The organism is Acinetobacter sp. SFA (assembly GCF_001647535.1).
GTDB lineage: Bacteria > Pseudomonadota > Gammaproteobacteria > Pseudomonadales > Moraxellaceae > Acinetobacter > Acinetobacter pecorum.
In genome coordinates, this window is the sequence record NZ_LSZI01000020.1 from 52,292 (window position 1) to 79,262 (window position 26,971).

23 protein-coding genes are annotated in these 26,971 nt (G+C 41.3%); 6 read left to right on the forward strand and 17 right to left on the reverse strand.

The genetic code is table 11. From position 1 onward, the window contains the following. Positions 1-3: 3 nt before the first annotated feature. The 4 genes from AY607_RS12395 to AY607_RS12410 all read right to left on the reverse strand — a co-directional run bounded on the left by AY607_RS12395 (position 4) and on the right by AY607_RS12410 (position 4,324). Positions 4-2,643, reverse strand: a complete 2,640-nt coding sequence (locus tag AY607_RS12395; RefSeq protein ID WP_064102672.1) for a bifunctional aconitate hydratase 2/2-methylisocitrate dehydratase — start codon at positions 2,641-2,643, stop codon at positions 4-6. A gap of 297 nt (positions 2,644-2,940) precedes the next feature. Further along, a complete protein-coding gene (locus AY607_RS12400) occupies positions 2,941-3,210 on the reverse strand; it encodes a hypothetical protein (protein WP_064096481.1) in 270 nt (89 codons plus the stop codon). A 206-nt stretch (positions 3,211-3,416) separates the two neighbouring features. Continuing rightward, positions 3,417-3,776: a hypothetical protein gene (locus tag AY607_RS12405; RefSeq protein WP_064096482.1), complete on the reverse strand. Its 360-nt coding sequence runs from the start codon at positions 3,774-3,776 to the stop codon at positions 3,417-3,419. 113 nt (positions 3,777-3,889) lie between these two features. Continuing rightward, entirely contained in the window at positions 3,890-4,324 is a 435-nt protein-coding gene (locus AY607_RS12410) for an I78 family peptidase inhibitor (RefSeq protein WP_064096667.1), read from the reverse strand. 348 nt (positions 4,325-4,672) lie between these two features. On the opposite strand from AY607_RS12410, the gene xseA reads away from it, so the two are divergent. Both xseA and xseB read left to right on the forward strand, forming a co-directional pair. Next, on the forward strand, positions 4,673-5,944 hold the full coding sequence (gene xseA / locus AY607_RS12415; protein ID WP_064102673.1) for an exodeoxyribonuclease VII large subunit: 1,272 nt from the start codon (positions 4,673-4,675) through the stop codon (positions 5,942-5,944). Further along, complete coding sequence (xseB, locus tag AY607_RS12420; protein WP_064096484.1) at positions 5,934-6,128, forward strand: exodeoxyribonuclease VII small subunit; 195 nt, start codon at positions 5,934-5,936, stop codon at positions 6,126-6,128. The genes xseA and xseB overlap by 11 nt, the downstream gene beginning before the upstream one ends. A 218-nt stretch (positions 6,129-6,346) precedes the next feature. On the opposite strand, the gene AY607_RS12425 is transcribed toward xseB, so the two are convergent. From AY607_RS12425 to AY607_RS12450, 7 genes are all read right to left on the reverse strand, one after another. Continuing rightward, a complete protein-coding gene (locus AY607_RS12425; protein ID WP_064096485.1) occupies positions 6,347-6,547 on the reverse strand; it encodes a hypothetical protein in 201 nt (66 codons plus the stop codon). A 624-nt stretch (positions 6,548-7,171) separates the two neighbouring features. Beyond that, a complete protein-coding gene (locus tag AY607_RS12430) occupies positions 7,172-7,453 on the reverse strand; it encodes a hypothetical protein (protein WP_064102674.1) in 282 nt (93 codons plus the stop codon). Between the two features lie 149 nt (positions 7,454-7,602). Beyond that, complete coding sequence (locus AY607_RS15075) at positions 7,603-7,752, reverse strand: hypothetical protein (RefSeq protein ID WP_171255309.1); 150 nt, start codon at positions 7,750-7,752, stop codon at positions 7,603-7,605. A 150-nt stretch (positions 7,753-7,902) separates the two neighbouring features. Then, positions 7,903-8,172 (reverse strand): hypothetical protein, encoded by a 270-nt coding sequence (locus AY607_RS12435; RefSeq protein WP_064102675.1) that lies wholly within the window; start codon positions 8,170-8,172, stop codon positions 7,903-7,905. Positions 8,173-8,433: 261 nt separating this feature from the next. Next, on the reverse strand, positions 8,434-8,637 hold the full coding sequence (locus AY607_RS12440; RefSeq protein ID WP_064102676.1) for a hypothetical protein: 204 nt from the start codon (positions 8,635-8,637) through the stop codon (positions 8,434-8,436). A 316-nt stretch (positions 8,638-8,953) separates the two neighbouring features. Beyond that, positions 8,954-13,477: a translocation/assembly module TamB domain-containing protein gene (locus tag AY607_RS12445; protein ID WP_064102677.1), complete on the reverse strand. Its 4,524-nt coding sequence runs from the start codon at positions 13,475-13,477 to the stop codon at positions 8,954-8,956. Between the two features lie 36 nt (positions 13,478-13,513). Continuing rightward, on the reverse strand, positions 13,514-16,270 hold the full coding sequence (locus AY607_RS12450; RefSeq protein ID WP_064102678.1) for an autotransporter assembly complex protein TamA: 2,757 nt from the start codon (positions 16,268-16,270) through the stop codon (positions 13,514-13,516). A 174-nt stretch (positions 16,271-16,444) separates the two neighbouring features. Between AY607_RS12450 and AY607_RS12455 the strand changes: the two genes are divergently transcribed. Both AY607_RS12455 and coq7 read left to right on the forward strand, forming a co-directional pair. Further along, entirely contained in the window at positions 16,445-17,764 is a 1,320-nt protein-coding gene (locus tag AY607_RS12455) for an MFS transporter (RefSeq protein WP_064102679.1), read from the forward strand. 3 nt (positions 17,765-17,767) lie between these two features. After that, positions 17,768-18,403, forward strand: a complete 636-nt coding sequence (gene coq7, locus AY607_RS12460) for a 2-polyprenyl-3-methyl-6-methoxy-1,4-benzoquinone monooxygenase (protein WP_064102680.1) — start codon at positions 17,768-17,770, stop codon at positions 18,401-18,403. 146 nt (positions 18,404-18,549) lie between these two features. On the opposite strand, the gene AY607_RS12465 is transcribed toward coq7, so the two are convergent. Beyond that, on the reverse strand, positions 18,550-19,251 hold the full coding sequence (locus AY607_RS12465; protein WP_064096493.1) for a DUF1003 domain-containing protein: 702 nt from the start codon (positions 19,249-19,251) through the stop codon (positions 18,550-18,552). A gap of 283 nt (positions 19,252-19,534) precedes the next feature. On the opposite strand from AY607_RS12465, the gene AY607_RS12470 reads away from it, so the two are divergent. Then, positions 19,535-20,236 carry a VIT family protein gene (locus tag AY607_RS12470; RefSeq protein WP_064102681.1) on the forward strand — a complete coding sequence of 234 codons (702 nt, stop codon included), beginning with the start codon at positions 19,535-19,537 and terminating at the stop codon, positions 20,234-20,236. Positions 20,237-20,775: 539 nt separating this feature from the next. On the opposite strand, the gene AY607_RS12475 is transcribed toward AY607_RS12470, so the two are convergent. From AY607_RS12475 to AY607_RS12490, 4 genes are all read right to left on the reverse strand, one after another. Further along, positions 20,776-21,213 (reverse strand): 2-amino-4-hydroxy-6-hydroxymethyldihydropteridine diphosphokinase, encoded by a 438-nt coding sequence (locus tag AY607_RS12475; RefSeq protein WP_064102682.1) that lies wholly within the window; start codon positions 21,211-21,213, stop codon positions 20,776-20,778. After that, positions 21,170-21,550 (reverse strand): dihydroneopterin aldolase, encoded by a 381-nt coding sequence (gene folB, locus AY607_RS12480; RefSeq protein ID WP_064096496.1) that lies wholly within the window; start codon positions 21,548-21,550, stop codon positions 21,170-21,172. Before folB ends, AY607_RS12475 begins: the two co-directional genes overlap by 44 nt. A 168-nt stretch (positions 21,551-21,718) precedes the next feature. Beyond that, the gene (locus tag AY607_RS12485) at positions 21,719-23,017 is read right to left on the reverse strand and encodes an ABC1 kinase family protein (protein WP_064096497.1); all 1,299 of its coding nucleotides are present in this window, start codon (positions 23,015-23,017) and stop codon (positions 21,719-21,721) included. A gap of 58 nt (positions 23,018-23,075) precedes the next feature. After that, positions 23,076-23,861, reverse strand: a complete 786-nt coding sequence (locus AY607_RS12490; protein WP_225215721.1) for a HesA/MoeB/ThiF family protein — start codon at positions 23,859-23,861, stop codon at positions 23,076-23,078. A 687-nt stretch (positions 23,862-24,548) separates the two neighbouring features. Between AY607_RS12490 and AY607_RS12495 the strand changes: the two genes are divergently transcribed. After that, entirely contained in the window at positions 24,549-25,061 is a 513-nt protein-coding gene (locus tag AY607_RS12495; protein WP_064096498.1) for a pyridoxamine 5'-phosphate oxidase family protein, read from the forward strand. Between the two features lie 196 nt (positions 25,062-25,257). Here AY607_RS12495 and AY607_RS12500 read toward each other — a convergent pair whose 3' ends face one another. After that, the gene (locus tag AY607_RS12500; RefSeq protein WP_064096499.1) at positions 25,258-26,904 is read right to left on the reverse strand and encodes an AMP-binding protein; all 1,647 of its coding nucleotides are present in this window, start codon (positions 26,902-26,904) and stop codon (positions 25,258-25,260) included. Positions 26,905-26,971: the final 67 nt, after the last annotated feature.

The window sequence follows — 26,971 nt, forward strand, 5'->3', positions numbered from 1 at the left end:
ACATTAAGCTAATTGAGCAGCAGCAATTTTCTTAGTATCGATGTCTTTAGCAGCATCTGTATACTCGCTCATCTTGTCGAAGTTCAAGTATTGGTAGATGTCAGCAGACATGCTGTCGATTTGAGCAGCGTACTGTTGGTATTCTTCTGGAGAAGGTAATTTACCCAATACAGCAGCAACAGAAGCAAGCTCAGCAGATGCCAGGTAAACGTTCGCACCTTGACCTAAACGGTTCGGGAAGTTACGAGTAGAAGTCGATACACAAGTCGTGTTCGGTGCTACACGTGCCTGGTTACCCATACACAGTGAACAGCCTGGCATTTCTGTACGAGCGCCAGCTTTACCATAAGTATTGTAGAAACCTTCTTCCATTAACTGGTGTTCGTCCATACGAGTTGGAGGAGCCAACCATAGACGAGTAGATAAAGAACCACCAGGTACTTTGTCTAGAAGTTTACCAGCTGCACGGAAGTGACCGATGTTAGTCATACAAGAACCGATGAATACTTCATCAATTTTCACGCCTTGAACGTCAGAAAGAAGTTTTGCATCATCTGGGTCGTTCGGGCAGCAAAGAACTGGTTCAGTAATCGTAGAAAGGTCGATTTCATACACTTTAGTGTATTCAGCATCAGCATCAGCTTTAAGAAGTGATGGATTTTCCAACCATTTTTCCATGTTCTCAACACGGCGCGCCATAGTACGAGCATCGCCATAGCCTTGTGAAATCATCCATTTCAGCATAGTGATGTTAGAACGTAGGTATTCAGCAACTTTCTCTTCAGAAAGAGTGATCGCACAACCAGCAGCAGAACGTTCAGCAGAAGCATCAGAAAGTTCGAATGCTTGCTCAACAGTCAGGTCAGTTTCCATTTCTGTCAGGTCGATCTCAAGGATACGGCCAGAGAAGATGTTTTTCTTACCTTTCTTCTCAACAGTCAGGTCACCTTCTTGGATCGCTACGTAAGGAATTGCATGTACCAGGTCACGTAGTGTGATACCAGGTTGCATTTTACCTTTGAACTTCACAAGAACAGACTCTGGCATGTCAAGTGGCATAACACCAGTTGCAGCAGCGAACGCTACCAGACCAGAACCCGCAGGGAATGAAATACCGATTGGGAAACGAGTATGTGAGTCACCACCAGTACCAACTGTATCTGGAAGAAGCATACGGTTTAACCAAGAGTGGATAATACCGTCACCTGGACGTAGAGAAACACCACCACGGTTCATGATGAAATCAGGAAGCGTGTGTTGCATTTGAACGTCAACTGGTTTTGGATACGCAGCTGTGTGACAGAAAGATTGCATTACCAGGTCAGCAGAGAAGCCCAGGCATGCAAGGTCTTTAAGTTCGTCACGCGTCATTGGACCTGTTGTATCTTGAGAACCAACAGTTGTCATACGTGGTTCACAGTATGTACCTGGAACAACACCTTGACCTTCTGGAAGACCACAAGCACGACCAACCATCTTCTGAGCAAGCGTGAAGCCTTTGCCAGTTGCAGCAGGTTGTACAGGCGTACGGAACAATGTAGATACAGGAAGACCTAGCTCTTCACGTGCTTTAGTAGTCAAACCACGACCAATGATCAGGTTAATACGACCGCCCGCACGAACTTCGTCTAGAAGTACTGGAGTTTTAAGATCAGCTTCAGCAATTTGCGCGCCGTCTTTGAACGCAGTTACTTTAGCAGCAGCTTTGTCGATCTTAAGGGTGATCTCGTCGCCCATGTTCATGTTTGCTACGTCGATTTCAACTGGTAACGCACCAGCGTCTTCCATTGTGTTGAAGAAAATCGGAGCAATTTTAGAACCCAGGCAGTAACCGCCTTCTTTTTTGTTCGGAATATGCGGGATTTCGTCACCGAAGAACCAAAGTACAGAGTTAGTAGCAGACTTACGAGAAGAACCTGTACCAACAACGTCACCTACGTAAGCAACCTTGTTGCCTTTCGCGATCAGTTCTTTGATCTGGTTTAATGGGCCAACTTCACCCGGAACTTCTGGGTTGATACCATCACGTTCGTTTTTCAGCATTGCATTTGCGTGCAATGGAATGTCTGGACGGCTCCAAGCGTCTTGAGCTGGAGACAGGTCATCAGTATTGGTTTCGCCAGTGACTTTGAAAACTGTCAGTTTAATTTCTTCAGGAACATCTGGACGGTTTGTGAACCATTCAGCATCTGCCCATGATTGAAGAACTGCTTTCGCATTTTCATTGCCTGCACGTGCTTTGTCAGCAACGTCGTGGAACGCGTCAAATACAAGAAGCGTTTTTTTCAATGCTTCAGCTGCAAGTTCAGCAAGCTCGGCATTGTCTAAAAGTTCAACTAAAGGCGCTACGTTATAACCACCAAGCATAGTGCCCAGTAAGTAAACCGCACGTTCTTTAGAAACAAGTGGAGAGGTTGCTTCGCCTTTTGCCAATGCAGCTAAGAACGCAGCTTTTACATATGCAGCTTGGTCAACACCTGCTGGTACACGGTTTTCAAGCAAATCTACCAAGTATGCTTCTTCACCAGCTGGCGGGTTTTTTAGTAGTTCAACTAATGCAGCTGTTTGGGCATCGTCAAGTGGCTTCGGTGGGACTCCGAGTGCGGCACGTTCTTCAACGTGTTGGCGGTAAGCTTCTAGCACAGTGTTATTCCTCTTTTTTAAAAAATTACTTATGAATTCCTGCTTATTCCAAGCTTCACAAATAATATGGACTCCGAAATTTTACTAAATTTCCACTTAAAAGTTAATGCAACTCAAGTGTTTCTTTGTGATGCTCGTTATTTTATAACTAAATGATGCCCTTAATGATTATTCCATAATCAGTTCCAGCTTACACCACATGAAACGAGCGCATGAATTGACTCTTTTAACGGAATTTAATGTATAAAAAAGGCAACCATGATGTTGCCTGATTTGAAGTGAAAAAGATACTCCACCTTAGTGTACAGTGGTTGAGTTTAAATACTGCTGATATGAGTTTCGGCAGCCTTGGAATTTCACCACACATTCATCTTCACAGGTTGTACTGTGATTATTGCTGGCAAAGGAAATATCTATCTGATAAAGCTTTTTATCCTGTTCTAGCATCTTCTTTAAAATGACTTTATCACCGATGCTAAGTACATAGCGGCTTCCGCCAATGATCACTACACCATGTTCATCTTCTAATAGCAGATCCGAATGATGCAAATATCTTACGACTTCCATATAGTGCTACTCCTCGGTTAATTGGAGTTAAGTTCATTATTCAGTATTAAGATAAGCTTTTCTATATTTGAGATTTAGAAATTGTCACAAAGTGTGCCTTTACTTAGGCTATTTCTATTGCACCGTGTTTTAGATGTTGATAGTTAAATATCTTGTAGTTGTAATATTTACCGAGTGATTTTAGTTATTCATAAAAAAACCGTTCCTTAGAACGGTTTGTAATCTGGTAATTCATCATGCGGAGTCGCAATACACTTTGCAGTAAATTCAGCGCGAACTTTTTCACGAGCTGCTTTTACATCTGTCTTGATCTCAGCTTCTGGAAGCGCATAAACTTCATCAATAATATCCAGTATAAAACCTTTAGTGGTTTCATCGTCAATCTTGTTGGCATGCTCGATTGCTTTTTCTTTCTCAATTGCATTCTGACGATCCAGCATAATGGTACGCGCTGCATTACCGACACTTCGACAATAACCTTGCCACTGCTCTTCAGGGGTTAAGGGTTTCTTCTCGGCACAACCAGCCAGAGCCAGCATAAACGATAAAGCCAATAACTTTTTCATGAATTTCTCCTTCCGAGGGGCAATATAAAAGATCGGAGAAGATTTGTCATTTCAAAATGCCGGTCATGCTAAATTTTAAAAAACTCCTCAACGGATTTCTTCAATCTGCATGATTACCCGCATGAGGCCTGAATAATCTTTTTACTTACAGGATCCACCGTTACAGTCACCCGTTCTTCACGATAATCCATGGTTACCGCTTGTCCCGGTTCGACCATACGTACAATTTGTGCTTTGGTTTTTTGCTTGATTTGTTCTTCAGTCAGATTAGATTGACCGACCAAAGCCGTTGCCTGATCAGCAATACATTTAGGTTGATTCAAGTGCAGCAACTCCCACTCCTCGACAACCTGACCATTCTTTAAATGACAATATCCAACCTGCCCCTTACTTTCAGTGCGGATTTCAATCTTACCACCCTGCTTGACACAATACTCACTTGCGGGATTTGCCATCCCTAATTTAGGAGTTTCCTTTTCTGATGATGGCATGGTAGTACATGCGCTTAAAGTGATAGCTAATATACTAAACAGTATTGTTTTTTTCATGAGAGCTAATTCTTTCTTAATCATTCTTTGTCAATCTAGCATATTTTTTAATCACCATCAGGCTGAAGTCTGTATAGATTTTTAGCCTTTCTAATTATTAAAAACTGAAAATAAAACAGCAATAAATTAGGCTCTATAATGCTTTGAAATCTCGATTAAAAGAATACATATCAAATAAAAAAATTGCTTTAGAATAAAATACAATCAATTAATCATCCCATGTAGATATTTATACATTCCAAAAGAATTACATTGTAATTACATCACTCCTATCTATTCTTACTTTTAAATTTGTGATCTCAACGGGATTGATTTAAGATTTGATTGAATTTTAAACTTTCTATTAGCATGACAGACGATCCTCAACTCTCCCTTAAGGAATATCTTGCTACGGTGCAGGAAGTGGTCAAACACACTTTCGATACACCGGTATGGGTCAAAGCCGAGATTCGAAATTTAAGTATTAAAGCCGGCCATTATTATCTTGAGCTGGCAGAAAAAGAAGCGGATAGTAATCAGGTCATTGCCAGTTGCCGTGCAACCATCTGGAAGTTTAGTGCCCAGAAAATGGTCTCGCAGTTTGAACGTGAAAGCGGGATTGAACTGAGTCGAGACCTAAAAGTGCTGATTAAGGTCAAAGCCAATTTTGATCCACAGTATGGATTTTCATTAAATATCGTCGAAATTGACTCGGGCTACACGTTGGGAGATATTGCCCGGCGCTACCAGCAGATTGTCGAGCGGTTGACGGCTGAAGGACTCATTCAGCGTAATAAAAATTTGCCCAGTCCCTTTGATCTAAACCGGATTTTAGTGATTTCTCCCGAAAATGCAGCAGGACTTGGAGATTTTAGAAAAGATGCCGATGCATTACAGCGAGCACAGGTGTGTGAGTTTATTTATCATAGTGCGACTTTTCAGGGAAATACAGCCCCTCAAAATATTATGCAAAGTCTGGCACAAGCACTTAAACAATGGGTGCAGACCTATGAGGCTGCACCGGATCTGATCGTCATTATACGGGGCGGCGGTGCAGTCAATGATCTGGCTTATTTGAACGATTATGATCTGGCTGCCCTGCTCTGCAAACGCTCGGTACCCATTTGGGTCGGCATTGGTCATGAGAAAGACCGTACTATTCTGGATGAAATTGCGCATCGTTCCTTTGATACTCCAAGTAAAGTCATTGCAGGCATCCGCAATCATATAGTTGAACTGACTCAGGAGGTGGCGAATTGTCTACAGCGGATTCAGCGTTTATCTCAACAACAGATTCAGGCTTACCAGAACCAGAATGATCATTTTTTTAAACTGATTCAAACTCTGGCCAACAACCAGATTTTCGATGCCCTGCAACGTCTGCAACAGATCAAGTCTAATACTGCCAGTCTAGCCCAGCAGCATACCCAGCTCATGAATCAGCAGCTTGATGCCCTGATGCGAGAAACGCTGCTACAAAACCCTCAACACGTTTTATCCAAAGGTTATGCCATCGTTCGCCAGCAAGATCATGTGATGAGTTCAATTACTCAAATTGATAATCAGCAGCCTGTTCAGATTGAATTACACGATGGCCTATTTTCAGCACAGCTCATACAGGTACTTCCTCATGAATCATGATACTTTAAGCTTTGAAGAAGGTTATAACATCTTGAAAAAGAATGCGGAACTGCTGGAATCCCAGCAAGAACCAGATATCGACAACTTGATGAGAATCGTGGAAGAGTCCATGACAGCTTATAAAGCCTGTAAAGCACGCGTTGAAGCGGTGCAAACCGCTCTCAATGAGACCTTTAAAGAGTAAATCTCTTTTCACTCAAAAGATAACTTCGGCTATTTATTGTTTTATCTGATCTAGAAGATCTCGTAATGGAGAGCTTTTTATGAAGATGAAAAATAAGATTAGTGATCATTTTTTTAGGTATTTTTTATTCAATAGCTTGACTCATTAAATGAAAAATACTGCAGCTCATATTTCTTCTGCCATACAATAAAAAGCCCAATATTAAATTGGGCTTTTTATTACTCTTCTATTTCAATCGGGTCGCCATCTTCAGGTCGAATATGACGTGTCCCGTCATCTGCAGGATCAACACTTGAACCGTCTTTGGTAATAGCGTTGTACATTTCATCCTCTTTCTGATCATCGATAAATTCTTCATCTTCAAAATCTTGAGGCACATTATCATCGTCAAAGTTCAACGGCTTTTCTTCATCTATCATGGCGGTCCCTCATTTATTTAACCAAGAAAATATCATGCTCAAATATTTACGGGATTCATTCAATAGTTAACGATGATCATTTGTGTAACTGAATAAACAAAATAGAGGTTTGAATTTTGGTCTTCTCTGTTCAAAAAATCCTCCTTAGAAAGGAAGGCAACAACTGGAAGAAACTACAGCTATAGAATATAGAGTTCTTTAATATAAGATTACATCAGTTTTTCAATTAAAAAACCTCTTTAACCTTTTGAATAAGCAGGCTAATACTGTATTCAGGATATGTATCTTATATACATTTTCTTTTTTTTCGTAAAACATATATAGCATTTCAAATTTATAAATAGAATATAAAGAGTATTAATAATCTTCACCTTTATATTCACTTTAAATTACATTTCGTGGAATGAAATGTACATCTAAAAAAAAAGCCTATCTAGCGATAGGCTTTCCCCTTCCTCAATTTTGCGCTGATTCAGGTATGTTGTTAAAATGAACAACATGCAGAGCATAGGCAATTTCTAAATAAAAATATATAATCATCCATAAGCATATAAAAAAACTATAGTTGCATAATTAATAGCTATAGTTGTGGAATTAATTAAATATTTTAACCATAAATATACTTCAAAATTTACTTAATTGACGATACATATATGTCATAAATAATCTTTTATCCTGATAATCAGGAATTTCAAACACCCAAAAAATATAATTCTTAGATCTTAACTTAAACTTGATATTTACTGTCTTTATCTGAATAGTTGCCTCATCATTGCGCATCTCGACGAATAATTCTAAAATCAAGGCAAAGAATCTAAGTTTATCAATTGCCTTATAACGTGATGTTTTGTGTAGTCTTAAAGCCTCAGAATATATAAGTTCACACCATTCATCTTCATCGCCCATTTTTTCTCATTTAATTATTTAAAATAGCCAATGTAATAGCTTTATAGCACGCTGAGTATAATAAAACTGCTTTTAATATGAATATTAAAGTTATAAGCTTTTAGAAAATAAAAAAGCTCACTATCTTATGAGCCTTTTTATAAAAAAAATCAGGAATGTGAAGCTGCAAATTCTTGCAAGACAAACCGTTTTACACTTTCATCAAAGTCAGGCTTTGAAAGAGCGAGCTTGCCATTTTTCATAGTTTTATAACAATAACTTGCTGCAACTCCCATGCCTACCAAAGTTAACAACTTCATTGTTTACCTCATCACCGGGAAGATTTAAATATAAAGTTATCATTCAAGTTTGTAGCTTTCCAATCCAGTTTTGATTATTTTCTGTACTACATGTTACTGAATGTATGAATAATATCTAGAATCCAGCCTATGATGAGTCAGTGTGAAGACTTAACAGTTAATCTGCGCATCAATCCAGTTAATGAAATTTTCTTTATCAGTGAATTTTGGCATAGATCCTAAATTTATGGTTTCTTTAGCACCAAATTTTCCTGCTACAACATGAGGTGTTTGCACCCTGAAATCCAGAGGATCACTTTCATGTAGAGTTTTAAAATACTCTATTGATTTATCAAATTCGCTTTGATTTTTAAAATTTGGACGCTCTATTAAAAATTCATAAACTTGTTCTAGAGCTGGCAAATAGTTATTTCTAGGCATTCTGTTTTCTCTAAAATAATGAGTTATGATGAATCACTATATTGAATGAGTAAGGATGGGAATATTCCACTATTTCTTAGGGTTTATGTAAATTAGATAATGACGAACTTAAATCAAAACTATCAGATCAAGCCATAAAAAATGAGCATATACATACACTCATTTTTGACGTACTAAGGAGTCGTGTATGACTTAAAAAATTTATTAGGAATAAATTCGCCAAAATGGCGGCTACTCTAACTTTTAGCTCAAGATTAGATTCTAATTCACGCTATGAAGGTCCAGCTCTTCATTGGTGGCCAATACAACAGAAGCTAAAATTGGTATACCTAAAATGAAAGGCACAGCAAAAATCCATAGCACGATGGTTACATCTGGGCTAAAGAAAAATTTAATAACTAATGCAGTCAAAATAAGTATAGAAAATAGTATCGCAGCAAAACGGATGATAAATTTAGTCGACATACAAAGATGCTCTTATACAAAAAAAATTGTATTTTCAATATACACCTAATTTTATTATGGGTTTATTGATTTTTAGGCAGTTATTCTATATTTTAATTAATTTTTTATATTTTATTGGGGCCATAAGAAGTATTTAATTTTCTTAGGAGATAAAATCGCCAAGATTTAAGCAATGTTGCATAAATTTTTTATTTCTATTGAGCTTAATTTTAGATATTCATTGTTTCTACTGATCGGTACTTAAACTGGATGATTTCATGATAAATAAAAAATTTCTACATAAAAAAGCCCTCAGTTGAGGGCTTTTTTACTGCGCTTAGAAGCGCCAGTTATAGAACAAGTCAATTGCACGTTCTAAGGACTGACTTGCTTCTAAGTAAAGACGCTGATTTACCTGATAACGTAAAGTCAGTTTATTTACTGGTGTAAATACTCCAACTCCATAGCGAAGATACAGATCTGGCGTAATGTAACCAGTCACAGAAACCTGCGTATCATCTCCTGTTCCCTGTGCATCCAAGGCTAAACCACTCAAGCCAAAACTACGTCCGATCTGGTTAGTCAGTGCACGGGTACCACCCAAGCCCAGACTGATACCTGCGGCAGCGATCGTATTATTTACATCAGACCTGAATCCTTCAGTCTGATTTAAACCGGATGCACCCTCATTGATACGACCGGTAATCAAGGCATTTAAGGCTTCCTGCTCTGACAAGCCCGCATCATTATAAATCTGAATGCTTGGACTCGATGCAGTACCCGTTACGCGCACCCCGACCGTACTACCCTGAACCATTTTATTGGCATCAATGTCTAGCGTCGGATTGGTGAGTTCACCATTAAAACGCGCGATGGCACGATTCAAATCCAGACTCTGACCATAGGCTTCGATTTTCACCCGTTGTGATACCCCGATTGCACCATTGGCGCGCATTGCGGTTTCCAGACCACGCTGTGACAGGTTCACTCGGCCTAATAGCGGGATACGACTATCAAAGCCCTGGAAGATCACCTGATTACCCAAAGAAACAGCCACATCCGCCCGGATATCCCATGGACGTGCCGCTCTCAAAATCGCCAGTTGATCCTCACCTTCACGCACGACACGTACATCTGGGGATAAGCCGACTACCGGTTCCGAAGCTTCAGGCATTGAAATCAGTGCACGCGGTACATCTACCGTGCCACTTAAACTCAGTTTTTTATTAAATGGATACATGTCCAAGGTCAGATCAGGCGTCACCATGGCCGTAATTAATGGTGCCTGACGAATCAGCAGATTTTCACCTTGCAGTTTTAACTGTACCCTTGGATCACCTTTCCAGTCGACTGAACCGGTTAATTTACCGACACCCTGACCGCTGTTAAATGCCCCATTAATGCTGGCAGAGTTCTGACGTATGGATGAATATAGTTGTACATTGGTCAGATTCACGGGTAAAGAGATCATACTGATCGAGGCATCTTTGACCCGAAGCTCACCTTCCAGCAAAGGATCCGTTAAAGTGCCACCAATCTTTCCGGCATAGGATAAAGTTCCGTCCAGATTACGAATGTCCTCAATAAATGGTTTAAAGACCTTGAGCTGCACCTGGTTAAAGGCAATTTCGCCACGCATCGGTTTGCTGTCCCGATATGGGTCAATAATCACATTGGCATAGCCTGCACCGATATCTGGAGTTTTTACATCCAGGCGAAGCTGCAAGCCTTGTGCTACACTTTTTGCTACCAAGCCAACTTCATCATATTTTAGCGTAGAACCTAAATATTCCGGGTCTTCAGAAGATAAACCTACAACGCCATTTCGGGTGACTAGACGTGCATCAATTTTTGGTTTAGCCCCTTGTGCCCAAGCTGCCTTGGCATAACCATTGACTTTACCTGTCAACGCCAATCCATCAGGCAGGAATGCGCTGAAGTCTTCCAAATCAAGGTTTTGGGTAATAAAAGAGACACTACCTCCAGTTTTATTGACCCGAATCGGCTGATCAAAACACAACTGGCTTTGTTGACTCATCCAGCAATGAGCACCGATAAACAGACTAGACTGGGCAGTGTTATAAATCACTGCCGCATTTTGACGCTGCACCAAATGGGCGCGCAAAGAGTCGAAGTCACCTTTTTGAATCTGACCCAGCCAGTTATTTTGTGCATTAAAGCCACCAGCCAGCTGAACAAAGAATTTTGACAGTTTATTTTCTGCCTGAACTTTAAGTATATGCGCTGCACGGGTACCGGCGAGTGATACTTCGCCTCGAACAATTTCCCGTGAGCCATTACGCAAGCGATCCATTGTTGCAGTTAATAAGGTTGGTGTAGTCTGCGATGTTGGCAACTGTCCGCGAATACGGACTTTCTGCACACTAAACAGATTTTTAAAAGCAAAATTATCGATAGATAGATTAGCAGAAGCCTGTAAGCGCGGCTGCGCCTGCATATTGATATAGCCCTGCGCACGACCTCTTAAACCCGGATATAACTCATACAATGCCGGCGCATTCACCTTCAGTTGCAGGTTTTGTGCATTTCCAGTCGCCTGAATCTGGTTGCTGGCATAAGACAGGAACAGGTTATTGGCTTCAAATTGCTCTGGAACAAAACCGCGCTGATTTGAGTTAATAATGACCGATAAATTACCTGTACCACGTACCGGCTTATTATTCAGCATACCGGCCAGATTCAAACGTTGAATCTGAATGCGTTTTAAGGCATCTGACCAGACACCACGAGTTTGTACATTGCCAGATAATTCGCCCTTCAATTGAGCATTAAAGTATTGTGGTTTAAAGCGGATGAGTGAAGCATTAATATCCCAACCGATACCATTCTTCAAATTGACCAGACCGCTCGCGTTAATCTTGCCAGCCACACCATCATGACGGAATTCATTGACTTTCAGTAGCTCGGGTGTACCTGAAACCCGAAGTTTCAGCATGCCCTGACTGGCTTTAAGCTGACTAGCATTTAAAGCGCCATCATAATTGACTGCATAGCCTTTAAATCCACCGCCAGCTTTTTCATTATGGAATAACAGGGCAATAGTACTGTTACCAGTCAGACGCACAGTTTCATTCTGCTCCGCCAAGCGTCCGGTCAAGTTTACATTATTCAGTTTAATAATCTGCTGATTCGGTTGTGCATAGCCATTGGCCTTGATCTGGCCATTCAAACGGTCTACCGGTGAAGCTGCTGCAATACTTTGGGTATTTAAATTTTTGGCATTTAATACCGCTGTCCACTTCAACTGACGTTTTTCTTGTGGCAGTTCAATCCGTGCATTACCGCTTAAGCTACCTGCCTGTGCATTGGCATTATAATTAAAACTTGGGACATTCAGGATATTATTTTTCAGATTCAGCTTGGCCTGATACATGCCTGCAGGCAAAAGACCTTGTTCATGCTGCTCGACTTTGGTCGCCACATGAATATTCTGCTGACCTTCAACCAGTGCCAATTTGACATCACCAGACTGACTGCTGAGCCAGCCCACATAAGGTACGGCGCGATCAATATTTTTCCAGGCAATATCCAGTAGCATCGGCTGCGCTTTATTGCCCTTGGCCGGGTTTTGATCCAGCTTCAGATTCCAGCTTTCATAACGGTCGAAATCAACCAGTCCGGTAAGGTGCAGGCCATTTTCCAGGTTACCCGCAGAAGCAATATTGGCATCCAGACTTGGCGGCAAGAAATCCTGTACGACTTGCGGAATGCGCTCATGTTTAGGATCAATGCCATTTAAGCGCCCCGTCAGATCCCAACTGACCCGATCTTTCCAGCCCACTGTTCCAGCAAGGCTGACTGCACCTTTCATCAACTGGCCATTCAGGTCAGTAATATTCAGCTGATTGACCAGATCGGTAAACATCACCGCATTATATTGACCTTGCGGAATATTTTCCCCAATCAGGTCAGTATCAACATTCAGATCCAGACGCTTGATATCACCATTAAACTTGGCAACCCCGTCTTTGCTAAACAGTTTCTGCTCAGTCAGAATAGGCCAATGATAATCTTTAAACTGTAACTCGCCGCGCATCGGGACCTGTGGACGCATTGGATGTACGATAACCCAACCCGTCAACAAATCAGGCGTATTGGTCGCTACTCCTGCCTGAATAGTATCTAGCGTTCCACGCGCCCGAACCTGAATATCATGAATATTCAGGCTTTCTCTTAAAGAAGGCAGATTGACAATGCCACGGGCATCTAATGGATATTTGCCTTCGAACTGCATTTTACCCGTGGCTTCACGTAGCGAAAGATAGCCCATATCCATACGGGAGTCTTCAAAATTTAATTCGGTGCCGGACCAGAGTGCATCATTTAATTCAATATTGTAAAAATCCACGGCATTGGTCTGGGTGTTAATGACCAGATGATCCAGCAGCAGATGATCGACACGCAGTATAAAAGGCAAGCGGATAGCATTAAACTTGAATGGTTCGCCTGTAGACGGATTTTTATTAATAATTTGCAGATTGCGAACATCCGCCTCAGTCAGATGAATTTCTTTTTTGACAATTGCCCGCCAGCCCAGTTTGACATCAGCACGATCAATTTTGACATCCACCGGTTTTAAAGTGACGAGCACATTTTTAAGGATAATCCCACGCCATAAATTACCGCCTTCATATTCATAATGAATAATTTGCTGGCGTTGCAGCACCTGATCCAGCAGAAATTTACTGCCCTGATTGGTCGAAAACAAGAGAGCCAGCACAGACAGCAGAAAAATCAGGGAGAAAAGTACTGACAATAAGATACTTCTAAATATACGCCGCTTTTTCGGCACAACGCTATTTTGTGGTTCTTGTTCTGGCTGTGGTTGGTTCTCGACCATGATCTACCCAAATAACTATTTTTTAAAATTGAAGTTTTATAACTGTGATCCAATAAAGAAATGTAACCGAATCGGGTGATTGTCATCAGACAGCCCCGTCGCAACATCTACACGTATTGGCCCAATCGGTGAAGCCCAACGTAAGCCTACCCCCGCACCATATTCGGTCGGATTACTGAATTCCTTATTATAGGCATTTCCGGCATCTGCAAAGACCGCAGCACGCCAGCCTTCCTTAAACTGATAATTATATTCTAATGAAGCCACACCCAAGGCCTGACCACCCACTTTAAAGCCGTCAATTTCCGGAGAAAGACTCTTGTAGTCAAAACCGCGAATACTCTGGTCACCACCAGTGAAATATCTCAGGTTATATGGCACTTTGGCAAAATCATCGGTAAAGATATACCCTAAATCCATACGCCCAACAAACTGATAATCTGCATTTTCACCCAATGAATAGATAAAACGCCAGCCTGCATTCACAATGGCCATATCCGCATCGGATAATAAAGCCTCGCTACCCAGCTCAATCTTATAGGTTTGCTTGAAGCCCTTGGTCGGATTGACCCGACGATCGCTATCGGTACGTGAAACTTCATAACCCACCAGTAGCGATTGCTGTTCATCTTCGGTATTAAAGCGAAACGCTTCTGGAATCTGATTAAAATCGACAGAACCATCCTGTGTTAAGCGATCCAGACGATAACGGGCTCCAAAAGTACGCTGCCAGTTACCCAGTGGATTTTTAATAATCCGGTCTGCACCTAACACTGCTGATTCAATCATCAGTCCTTGGCCCTGTGCGACGCTATCACGTTCTTCACGTTCGTAGCCCCCCACAATACTGACATAATCATTCAGCGGATGGTTATAAGGAATATTATAACGTCCATCAATCGACTGGCGGATGCCTGACAACTCGATATTGGCATCAAAAGAGTGGCCACGCTTATTTACAATAGCGCGCCTGTATTGACCACGCAGACGGATATCGGTATCTGTTCCATAACCCAGACCCAGCTCTGCACTGTTTACCCGGTCTGCATTTAAAGTCACGATGACCGGGATTTTCTTCTCTTCCCGTGCCTGTTCCTTTAAACGATCCTGTTCATTTTCTTTGGTCTGCTGCTCAACCCGTAAGGTTCTTAAGTTTGGATTTTCCTGATCACGACTACCGGCAAACTGATCTTCATCCACGACATTCTGGGTCACCTCCTGAGAAGAGGCTGGCGAGCGGGCAGGTTTTTTCTCTACAGACTGATCTTCAGAAAGTTTTTGTTCTTCAATCAGCTGCTGAATATCCGGTGCCAATTCCAATTCCTTTTCAATCGGATCAGGGCGAACCGCATCGACCATGGTATAGTTAAAGTAGCGTGAATTGGTCAGATTGTTGGCCAGGCTATTGACTCGCCAGAAGGTATAATCCGCCCCATCTTTCCAGGTAACCAGACTTTCGAGTACATCGCGGTCGAGTGGGAGTTCCTTTTCAGGATCACTCATTCTGAACTCGACATTCCCCAGCTTATAACGATCACCAGTCTCAAAACGAAGATTCACATCTGCCGTATTCTGTGGCAATGCAATCCTGACATCATGCATACGCCAGTATGAATCAAAATAACCATTATTATTGGCTGCAGTAACAATCCGGTTCTTGGTCTTTTCATAATCACCATGATTAAAAATATCGCCATCTTGCTGTTCAGGCAAAATACTGATGACCTGAAATTGTGGCTGCTCTGCGCCAGCTCCAGTAAATTCCAGGTCATAACTGGTAATAATCACAGGTTCATTCGGTGTGACAAAAACACGAAGCCTGCTGTCTGATACTTTTTCAAACCTGAACTGGGCATCGTAATAACCCACCGCCTGAGCTGCCTGCCGTGACAGTGTCCGCAATTGAGGTAAAGCTGAATTAAAATCGCCAAAAGACTCCTGGGTAAAACTGGAGAGCTTGGCTTTGACATTATTTCTTAAATTCAGATAACCTTGGGATTCACTCTTGCGATTCAGTGTGCCGTTGCTTTGCGCCACACCTTCCTCATTCACAATGACGACGTCTGCATTAATCCGAGGAACTCTTGCCGTCATAATCTGGCGTGGCGGGCGGATCTTATAAAACAGTCTTTTAAAAATATTTGGCCGCTTGTCATTTTCAGGTGAAAGCGAGTCTGGTATTTCTGCTAAGGTCATGCCTGCTTCGTTGTTTTGCACCATAATCTGGCTGTCTGCCTGAATGGACTGCATCAACTGATCCACATTGACCGGCGCCTGATTGATTTCCAGCAGTTCTTGCTGGCTGATATCTGCGACTACAGTTTCGGTGGTCTGGCTATTGCGATAATTTTGCGCTTCCTGTTTGGCTTGTTCAGCCACACGATAAATTTCATTGGCCATGTTTTGGTCAATAGTCTGAACTGGCAATTCTTCCAGATCATCAAATTCGATTGGAGTAAATTCATCTAGACCCGATCCTGCATTTTGCTGTTGTTCCAGCATCAGCATACTGTCAACTGGCACTTCCTGTTCTAAAGCTTCTTCAACTTTTTCTTCTGCTTCTGTTTCAGACGTAACTAAGCCCTGACGAATCGCCTCTTTGGACAGCTCATCTACCATTTCTGCCTGGGAAATAGCCACGGGCGTTTCGGGCTGTTCGGTTTGTGCCATGCTCTGATGGGATAACATCATAAAAAAGATGCTCATACACAGGTGCATACCACTGTGCGGTGGTATATGAGGCCCCATACTGCGATTTAGCATCGTTTTTTTAAAATTTTTCTTTGCAGGCATAGCAAACTCTAAACGAATACATTCTTTAATTGATTATTTGACCGAAAAATATAAGCTAAGGAGCTTAATTAATTGGTTTTTACCTTTACATAGCTGAAAGTATCTTACATGATTTTTCTCAATGTTTACGCATAACTGACATTTCTTAATAAAACTTAATGTAGCACGGCCTATATGAACAAAAATGAACATTTGTTAGCTTCTCGGCGCTTTCTTCCGATGTTTCTGACTCAGTTTTTCGGTGCATTAAATGATAATGTATTTAAGCAAGCGTTACTGCTGGTCATCACTTATGGCTGGATTCAACAGCAATCAGCCAGCATCAGCACCTTGAATAATCTGGCGGCTTTACTATTTATTCTTCCTTATTTTATTTTTTCGGCCACTGCCGGTCAGATTGCCGACAAATACGAACGTTCACAGCTGATTCGCTATCTCAAGCTTCTGGAAATTGTCATCATGCTGCTGGGAACTATCGGTTTCCTGCTGGGCAATTTATGGATTCTGTTATTTGCCCTGTTCCTGATGGGAACCCAGTCCACTTTCTTTGGCCCGATCAAATATGCCATTTTACCTGAAGTCCTGAAACCGGATGAACTGATGTCCGGCAATGCCCTGTTCCAGTCTGGAACTTCTCTGGCAATCCTGTTCGGTATGATTCTGGGCGGCGCAGTTATTGCAGCTTCGGCTGGCAACCTGATTTGGATCAGTTTAACCATCATCAGCATCGCACTGATAGGTTATATATCAAGCCGTTATATTCTGAAGCAAAACATTTCCGCACCGGAGTTGCAAATAGACTGGAACTTTTTTCGTACCAGCTTGCAGACTTTGAAATATGCCAAAAGCTTACCATTGGTTTTTACCATTTTACTGGGCAATTCATGGTACTGGTTTTATGGTGCAACCTATCTGACCCAGATTCCTCAGCTGACGTTACAGAATCTGCATGCATCTGAAAATGTCGCCAGTCTGCTCTTAACCTTTTTCTCTGTCGGGATTGGGTTAGGCTCATACTTATGCCGTAAAATTGGTGGCAGTCAGGTCAATATCAAGATGGTGCCTTTTGGGGCAATCGGTCTAGTAGTGTTTGCCTTATATCTGGCCTCGAGTCTGGCCTTTGTTCCAGAACGTGCAGGTGCATTAATTGGTCTGGCAGAAGTGTTCCAGCAAGGCTGGAGTTATTATCATGTGATGCTAGCCATTACCTTGCTCGGTATTAGTGGTGGTTTTTATATTGTCCCGCTGTATGCCATGATGCAGGCGCATTCTCCACGCTCACATCGTGCGCGTGTGGTTGCAGCAAATAATATTCTGAATGCCGTTTTCATGGTATCTTCTGCTATATTTTCTATTATTATTTTAAGTATTCTAGAGCTTGATCTTAAAATACTTTTTTGTATTACTGCAGTATTAAGTGGCCTGTTTACTTTATGGTTACTTTACCGCCTAAAACCAATGATCAAAATCGCGAAAGCACCCTTGGAGGATTAATTCATGCGTCAATATACAGGTCTGGATAAGTTGATTCATTCTTTTGACCAGGCATTACGCAGTCTAGTCCCGGGCACGACTTCAGCGCAGCGTGAAAACCCGGCCCAACCGGTAGAAACGCAGTTGACGGTCAGTGATGCACGACATGTAGCAGGTTTAATGCGGGTCAACCATAGTGGTGAGGTTTGCGCACAGGCGTTGTATCATGGTCAGGCCATGACGGCAAAACTCCCGAATGTACGTCGTGAAATGGAACAGGCTGCGATTGAAGAACAGGATCATCTGGCATGGTGTGAAGACCGTTTGAAAGAACTGGATAGCCATACCAGTCTGCTCAATCCGGTCTGGTACGGTCTTTCCTTCGGTATGGGTGCGATTGCCGGAATCGCAGGTGATAAATACAGTCTGGGTTTTGTGGCTGAAACAGAACGTCAGGTCAGCATGCATTTACAGCATCATATTAGCCAATTACCCCCTCAGGATGAACGTTCTCGCCGTATTCTGAAACAGATGAACGAAGATGAACTGCATCATCGGGATACAGCTTTAAAGGCGGGTGGTGTAGATTTGCCCGTTCCTGTCAAAATCGCCATGACAGGCATTTCCAAGCTGATGACCAAAACCAGCTATTTTATTTAAACCAGTTATTTTCATTCTTAGCCCACTCATTTGTGGGCTTTTTAATAAGTCTCAAATCTTGAGCAAGATAATATTAACTCAAGGCATGTGGTGATCTTATTACTTTTAAGCTCTATAAAATAATAGAGATTGCCTACAGTATCCTTTTAATCTTTTTTGTTCATTTCAGAAAGTAGGTCTAGCTGAATTTCCTGGATTTGTGCCAGCCTTTCCCATTGATGTAGCAGCAAATGATCTAATTTTTCATGTAAATACTGAATTTCCAGTTCAGCTTTTAAATTAATCTGATAATCATTTTGTGAACGTAAACGGTCTTTTGCTTCCTGTCTGTTCTGGCTCATCATAATAATAGGCGCCTGAATCGCTGCAAGACAGGACAGGATTAAATTCAACAGAATAAATGGATAAGGGTCTGCAGGCTGAGTCACCATCACCACAGTATTTATCGTAATCCATAGACCTAGAAAAATTGCAAAACAGATCAGAAAGACCCAACTTCCACCAAAAGTTGCAATTTTATCGGCCAGCCTTTCACCCAAGGTCCATTTTTGTTCCAATGCCGTTTCTACATTTTTGGTGATCAGCTCATGTTCATGCATGCTATGAATCACTTCAAACTCAAGATCAGTCAATTCACCCTTTTCTGAGCTTAATAATGAATGCACATACTGCATGCGATATCGGGTCAGATCTGTCTGGCAGATATAATTTTGCGGTGTCCAGTCAGGAATATCCTTTGCAATTTCTTCGGTAATGACCTTTCTGACAGTTCCCATCGGTGTAAGATTTTTTAAAGGAAAACGTTTGCCGCACACCAAGCAGCTATGATTTTCATTTTTTTCTTTCATGATAATTCTCTTTTATACCAGCTTTCCTAGCTATCATTTGGATATATCTTATTGGTTTATTGATTTTTTACTTTTATAATTTTTATATCAGTTCAGTATTACTTTCCCTCGAACTATTAAATTATTAAGTCCCAAATCGGTTAGATCTTTGGTTGATAAAATGCTTTGCCAAGTGCACTATGATCTGATCATTCAGGTTAATTTTCAGATCGATTTCATCTATCTGTCTCTACCTAACATAAATTTACTATAATCATAATAATAATAAAGAAGAGGCTTCATTATGCGCCACTCATACCATCTTGAAAAACATTATATTGAACGTGCGGGCTGGCTTCGCGCAGCTGTACTGGGGGCAAATGACGGAATTATTTCAGTCACCAGTCTGGTGGTGGGTATCGCAGCCAGTGGAGCATCCAAGGAAATTTTACTGGTGACCTGTGTTGCTGGATTAATTTCTGGTGCCGCCTCTATGGCAGCGGGTGAATATATTTCAGTCAAATCCCAGCAGGATATTGAAAAAAATGACCTGCTCATGGAAGAGCGTGAACTGCAACGCCATCCCAATAATGAACTAAATGAGCTGAAGACGATTTATATACAACGCGGCCTGGAACCAGGTTTGGCACAAAGGGTTGCTGAGCAGTTGACTGAACATAATGCTTTGGATGCTCATGCCCGTGATGAGATTGGTATTTCAGCGCATACCTCTGCCCGACCCTTTCTTGCGGCATTTTCTTCAGCTCTGGCATTTACCGTAGGCTCATTATTTCCTTTAATCTCGATTATGATTCTGCCAGATCGATATCTGGATAAAGGCGTTATACTAATTGGGGTTCTAAGCCTGGGAATGATGGGTGCACTGGCGAGCTATGCCGGTGGAGTCAGCGTGTGGAAAGGTGCAGTCCGGGTAATGCTCTGGGGAATTATCGCCATGTTGTTTAGTGCCTGGATAGGATCATTATTTAATGTGTCAGTTGCCTAAACATCTGTTTATCGTTTTGACAGGCTCACAATATGATAGCGTGACTATTATTTTAAGTTAGCTGAATAAGGTTAATAAAAATCTGGCTACGCTAACAAAACTCGGGTTTATTTTAAGCTATTTTGGTTTTAATTTAGAAAATTAAAAGCAACATTCTTGAACTGAAAGATATATTTATGGAAACCGTAATTATTTTTGCCATGTTGGCAATTATCATAGTATTGCTGATCATTTTCTATAACAAGAAAAAGTAAGAAAGCAAATATTCACTTTTATAATTCTAAGGTTTTTGTAAAGCTTAAAATAAATTCTGTAGTTTTAAATCAATCAGACTTCTTTCATGAATCAGAAAATAATTATTTATTAAAATTTTAAATATTTTCATTATTAAATGATTTCTAAACCAAACTCGCGCTATTTTAGCTGAATTTTTCTTTAGATCTAAAAAAAAATGAATCATAAAAAGCCTGATCTTGGTTGATCAGGCAATCCATCAATACTGAATAAAATGCATAAACAAAAAAATCATGGGATTTGATTTAAATAAACTGCTTGATTGTTGGAAAACTATGTTGTCCGTATTCAAATATGGCAGCATCCCAGATATCAAACATCGGAACTTTCACATCCAGAGCCAAAGGCAGTTTTTTTTCATTAAACTGCATATGCGTTAGATCTGATCCCCAGGCAATCAAATCAACATCCAAAGTAATCTGATGTGATGGACGCACTCGCCCAGATGCCTTTTCTAGCTGTTTAAGCAGATCAATCATGTCTTCACTGGACACCGAACTTCGCAATAAACACGCAGCATTCCAGTAATTGGCTCCTATGCCATCACGGCAAGGAATCATATAAACAGGAGAAAACTGAACTTCCCCCCATTCGGAAATACGTTGCTGTGCAGCCTGAAAATGTTGTTGAGGATGACAATTACTCGCTAATGCTAGGGCGAAAATCGTTTCGGTGGCGTTCAAGACGTATTCCTACAGAATTGGCTTGCGCGATAATGGCAGGCTTACGGATCGTAATATTAATCGATTCAATTGCTGTAAAGGTAGTAAAAAGTGCATTTAGCACCAACTTTGCTGCATGTTCAATCAATTCAGGCTTGGCTTCTTGAATGACCTTGCTGGAAATCTCACAAATTTCTGCGTAATTTAGCGTATCTGCAAGCGCATCTGAGTTTGATGCCTGTTCTAAATCGGTGTGAATAGTCAAATCCAGCATTAAAGGCTGAATAATCTGGCGCTCCCAGTTAAAGCAGCCCACGACTGTCTCGACTTTTAAGCCTTCAATAATAATGGCGTCCATTGGATTGCTCGATAAGATGATATTTACCACTAATTTCCCGAAGTCCCTTTTTATTAAAAAGGGACTTGCATTGCTTATATTTTATCAAGCAATGAGACACTCCTCCATGCGCTTTTTTAAAGCCCTGCTTTAAAATTGCGCAAGAAAAGAAGGTCGGGAGAGATTAAATTAATGCTTTAACAGCAGATTTGGATCCATGCTTTGCACCATTTGCAAACGCTGATCTGCATAAATGTCTGTATATGGCGCAAGAATCCGCATAAAACGATCGAAATACAGCATTTGTTTGAACAGTAAGGCAAAATCACGCGGGAAGCGGATGCCATGACGCTCACCCACAGCGACCATATCCATCATGATATCGTTGAGATCTGCAGGACTTGAGGTCAGCAGTTCCTGCGGATCGGCAAGCATCACCCCGCCAAACAGACGCTCAAGATCAGCAGCCAGCACTTTAGTGTCAATCTCAACTGCAGTCATGCCCATTTTCAGCATGTTTTCTGCCATCAAGGTATAATTGGTATGCTGCAAAGCATCCATAAAGGCCATACATGCAGTCCATACTTCAGGTTTGAGCTGCCCAACAATACCGAAATCAATAAAACCAACCCGGCCATCTTCAAGAAGCATCAGATTACCGGCATGCAGATCGGCATGGAAACTATTACACATCATCAGACTACCAAACCAGGTATTCATGGCTGTAATTAATACCTGTGACGGGTCCTTTGCGACCTTTTTCACCACTTCAAAATCGGTCAGTGGCACACCATACAAACGCTGCATGGTCAGCACACGACGAGTTGAATACTGATGATAAACTTTTGGCGCTGTGGCCGCCTTGTTGTTGGTAATATTCAGATAGTTAACGAAGTCATCCAGATTTTGTGCTTCTTCAATAAAATCGACTTCACGCACCATCCGGGTTTTGATTTCTTCGACAATATCGGCCAGTGAGGCAAATTTCACTTTTGGTACGGCTTTTTCCAGCAGCTTTGTCGCCCAATGCAGGACATTCAAGTCGGTATAAAGAATGGTTTCCACACCCGGCTTTTGCACCTTAATAACAACATCTTCACCCGATACCAGTTTGGCCGCATGTACCTGTGCAATTGAGGCAGAAGCCAGTGGTGTTTCCTCGATTGAGGCAAAAATCTCATCCAGATTACGGCCAGCAAATTCTGAGGCCAGTACTTCCTGAATATAGCTAAATGGCAAAGTCGGCGTCTGGTCCAGACAGCCCTGAAATTCTTCTACATATTCACGTGGAAATAATGACGGCGTACTGGCAATAAACTGACCGAGCTTGATATAAGTTGAACCTAATGATTCAAAAGTCTCGCGCATGAGTTTGGCGTTGCTTGGCTTTTCGGTAGCATATTTGATGCCTGCCTTTGCCGCAACCACCGCGGTTTCACCCATACGGGCAACCGAGCGTATTCCATCTAACCAGATATTGTTTTTCATAATGTCTTAGGAAAAATTAATTACATGCAGTGTAGCAAAAAAATTAAAAATTGCAGGTTTATCTTGCCTGACAGATTGGACAATCTGTATCTTTTTCGAAACTTAAAATTCGCTGCTTGAAGCTGAGACCATCCCAAAGCAGAAGTTTCTGTCTCAGTGGCATTACTCCCAAGCCCAAATATAGCAAAGCATGATGTGCCTGCAGACTTGCCATCACGTTGGGTGTGGTTGCGAGTACACCAGAGTCGGCACAGCGTAAACTAGTATCCTCTTGATGCTCTGGCGGGAACAGGCAGGCATAACAGGCAGAATCGCCTTCAATCATAAACATTTGACCTTGCACGCCAATGGCCGAGGCGCTGATTAAGGGTGCATTGAGTTTTACACAGATCTGATTGACCAGGTAGCGTGTTTCAAACTGGTCACAGCCATCCAGCACCAGATCCTGCTGCCCAATAATACTTTCTGCATTGTTCTCAGTTAAGGCCTGGTTAATATAGTCAATCTGCACATTCGGATTAATCTGCCCCAGCCTTTTTGCCAGTGTTTCTGCCTTATAAAAACCTAAATCCTGTGGAGTAAAAGCCAGTTGTCGTTGCAGATTACTCATTTCAATCGTATCTGGATCAATCAGGGTAATTTTACCGACTCCGGCACGAGCCAGCAGTTCTGCTAAGACACAACCAATCCCGCCACATCCCACAATACAGATATTAGAAAATTTCAGTTTTTCCTGTGCTTCAATATCCCACCCCTCTAAGAGGAGCTGTCGAGCATATAAGTGCATTTCTGCATCGCTCAGTTCGAATTCTGAAGATACAGTATCCGTATTAAATGTAGACAATGTCTTTCCCTGTTTTGAAAATATTTAAAAAGTAATCGTCATAGAAGTATGGGTACTGAAATTTCAATATATAGATATATTTCAGATAAATTGACTTCCCTGCGTATAACCAGCAAACCAATCAATGGTTTAGAAACGGCGCCAAATATCATATCAGTTAAATGCTCGCGATCAAGTTGCCAATCTTGTGATGCCACAGGATTTTTTAATGATACCAATTAGATCACAACTCGTGGAAAACTCTCATTTGTTTGATGGAAGCTATCAGAAATTTTAGATACTTACGTTGATTTAGAATAGCGTATGAAAATTTTTAGCTTCCTCTACTATTGCAACATTGTGCCTGAGGATCTGCTAAACATTTCTCTCAAAAAGTTAGATTGCCACGTTAAACATGCCGAATATTAACTTATTGTAGAGAGTGAATTAACTTTTATAGTGCTCAACCCCTTCACTTTTCTCCATTTTCACTTGCAATTTCTTATAATTTTCTCTTATTTATTATCATATACTCACTCTTTATCATCCTGTAACTGACTCCTGCTTGTTTAGCGCTTCTGTAGTCACTTTCTGTCCTTCAGTATGAAAATGTATAAGTTCAGTGAGACCTTCTGTATCGGTTCTTAAATATGGTTAAGCTGCTTAAAGCCACAAAAAACTGAATCTTAAGAACCATGGAGCAATGATATGACTGAACAGCATTCAGAACATAATAACCGTGAAAAATTATGGGAATTGATCAAAGACGTCCGCTTTACCATGATCAGTCATCAGACCGATACTCAAGAACTTCACTCACAGCCAATGACCATGCTTAACTCTGAGGCGATGAATGAGGATCAGAATCTTTATTTTATTATGAAGGACACCAACGATATTGTTCAGGCTGTAAATGCAGGCCGTCGCCATTTGGGACTGTCTTTTTCCAAGCCATCTGATGATATTTATGTATCCATTAGTGCACATGGGGAAATCAGTACAGACCGCATGCTGATTGAGAAGCTATGGAATCCCTGGGCAGAAAACTGGTTTCAGGGCAAAGACGACCCAAGCGTTCGTGTTCTGATTGCCAAAGCAGTAAGTGCTGAATACTGGAATGTGAAAGATAATAAAGTGACCCATTTACTCAAAGTTCTTAAAGGAAATGTAACAGGTAAACCGGAAGAACCAGATACAGAACATGAGAAAGTGACTCTATAAATTTTAAACTTTTCTCTCCTGTTTAGCCTCTTTTCATAAGAGGCTAAATATTTGATTATTTTAAATTTAAATGATTAAAAATTACATTGTAATGACTCAAATAGCGTGATTAATATTTTAAACAGCTCCTCAAAAGCAATCGGCTAAAAAATTAAAAAGGCCGCAATTGCAACCTTATAAATTTTCTTTAGTAAAATCAACTGACCTGTTTTATTGCTTGAATTTTAGCAATTTCCTGCTGTTTAAGCAGATTGCGCTGAATTTTACCACTGGATGTTTTGGGTAAATCACTAACAAATTCAATCTCTTTTGGATAGGCATGTTTAGACAAGCGGGAACGCACATAGTTCTGCAGCTTGATCATCAAGTCTTCATTGGCGGTATATTGTGACTTGAGCACCACGAAGGCCTTCACAATTTCAGTGCGTTCAGGATCTGGCTTACCCACTACGGCGGATTCCAATACTTCCTCACATTCCAGCAAGGTGCTTTCTACATCAAAAGGCCCAACCCGATAGCCCGACGTGGTAATGACATCATCTGCACGACCAATAAAATCAATGCCACCATATTCATTCAGTTTGACTGTGTCACCGGTTAAATAATACTGACCAATAAAGGCTTTCCGGTTATTTCCGCCATAGCCGTCAAACCACATCAAAGGTGAAGCTGAACAGTCTATTGCCAGGGTACCGACACCGCCTTTTTCTACTTCCTGATGCTCTTTATTCAATACTGCAAAACGATGCCCCGGAATCGCAAATCCAGCCGAACCAACTTTTTTATAATGCTCCAGAGCATGATGATTGGCAATCACCATCCCAAGTTCAGTCTGTCCATACTGGTCATAAATATTGACGTTTAGATCCAGATTGAACCATTGAATCACTTCTGGAGTTAAGGGCTCACCTGCACTGCTGACTACACGTAAATATGCACTGATTTCAGCATCAAATTTTTCTTTAAAGCCAAAGAACATCCTGAATGCCGTTGGTGAGCCCGTCAGGTTATTCACCTGATATTTTTTAATGATTTCAATTGCATTGTCTACACTAAAAGCACGCTCATCCATAATGATGCTATGCCCTAAGCTCAAAGGACCTGCAATGCCATAATACAGGCCATAGGCCCAACCCGGATCGGCCAGATTCCAGAATGAATCCTCCTCACGTAAATCGACAGCGTGTAGCATATAGCCTTTAAATGCCAGTAAAGCCTTTAAAGGAACAGGCACTGATTTCGCCAGTCCGGTGGTACCTGAAGTAAACATCATCAAAAAAATATCACTGAATCGGCCTTGAACCGGTTCAAAATCGCTTGGATATTCCTTGATTTCAGTCCAGAAATCGGCATCTTCTTCAGCACAATCAGGAGTTGGATGTACAGTTAAAATATGAGGAATACTCAGATCATTCAGTTTTGAATGCTGCTCCTGATTGGTAATAATCAGCTTGGTTTGAGCAGTATTGATCCGATGTTCAATAGCCTTGCTTTCAAAAGCAGTAAATAGAGGCTGATAAACCGCACCGATACGCCAGGTCGCCAGTATGGTAATCAGGAGTTCGGGAGTACGTGGAAGCAGACCGGCAATACAGTCGCCTGCTCGCAGCCCCAGTACAGTCATGTAATGGGCCAGTTGTCCTGAAGCTTCAGCCAGCTGCTCAAAAGTCCATTGTTGTGCGTTCCCATTTTTGCCTTGCCAGATCAGTGCAGTTCGGTTTTGACCCAGGTAGCGACCACAGCATTCGGTATAAGCATTGATGTTCTCTGTACTTCCAACCAGATGTTCCTGAACCATATTTTCAAAATTAAAATCAGCATATGCCTGCTCTAGTGTCTTCATGACGACAACCTCTTTCCTATTGTAGTTTTCAGGCGAGCTTGCCTGAGTTTATCCATTTGTATTTGTT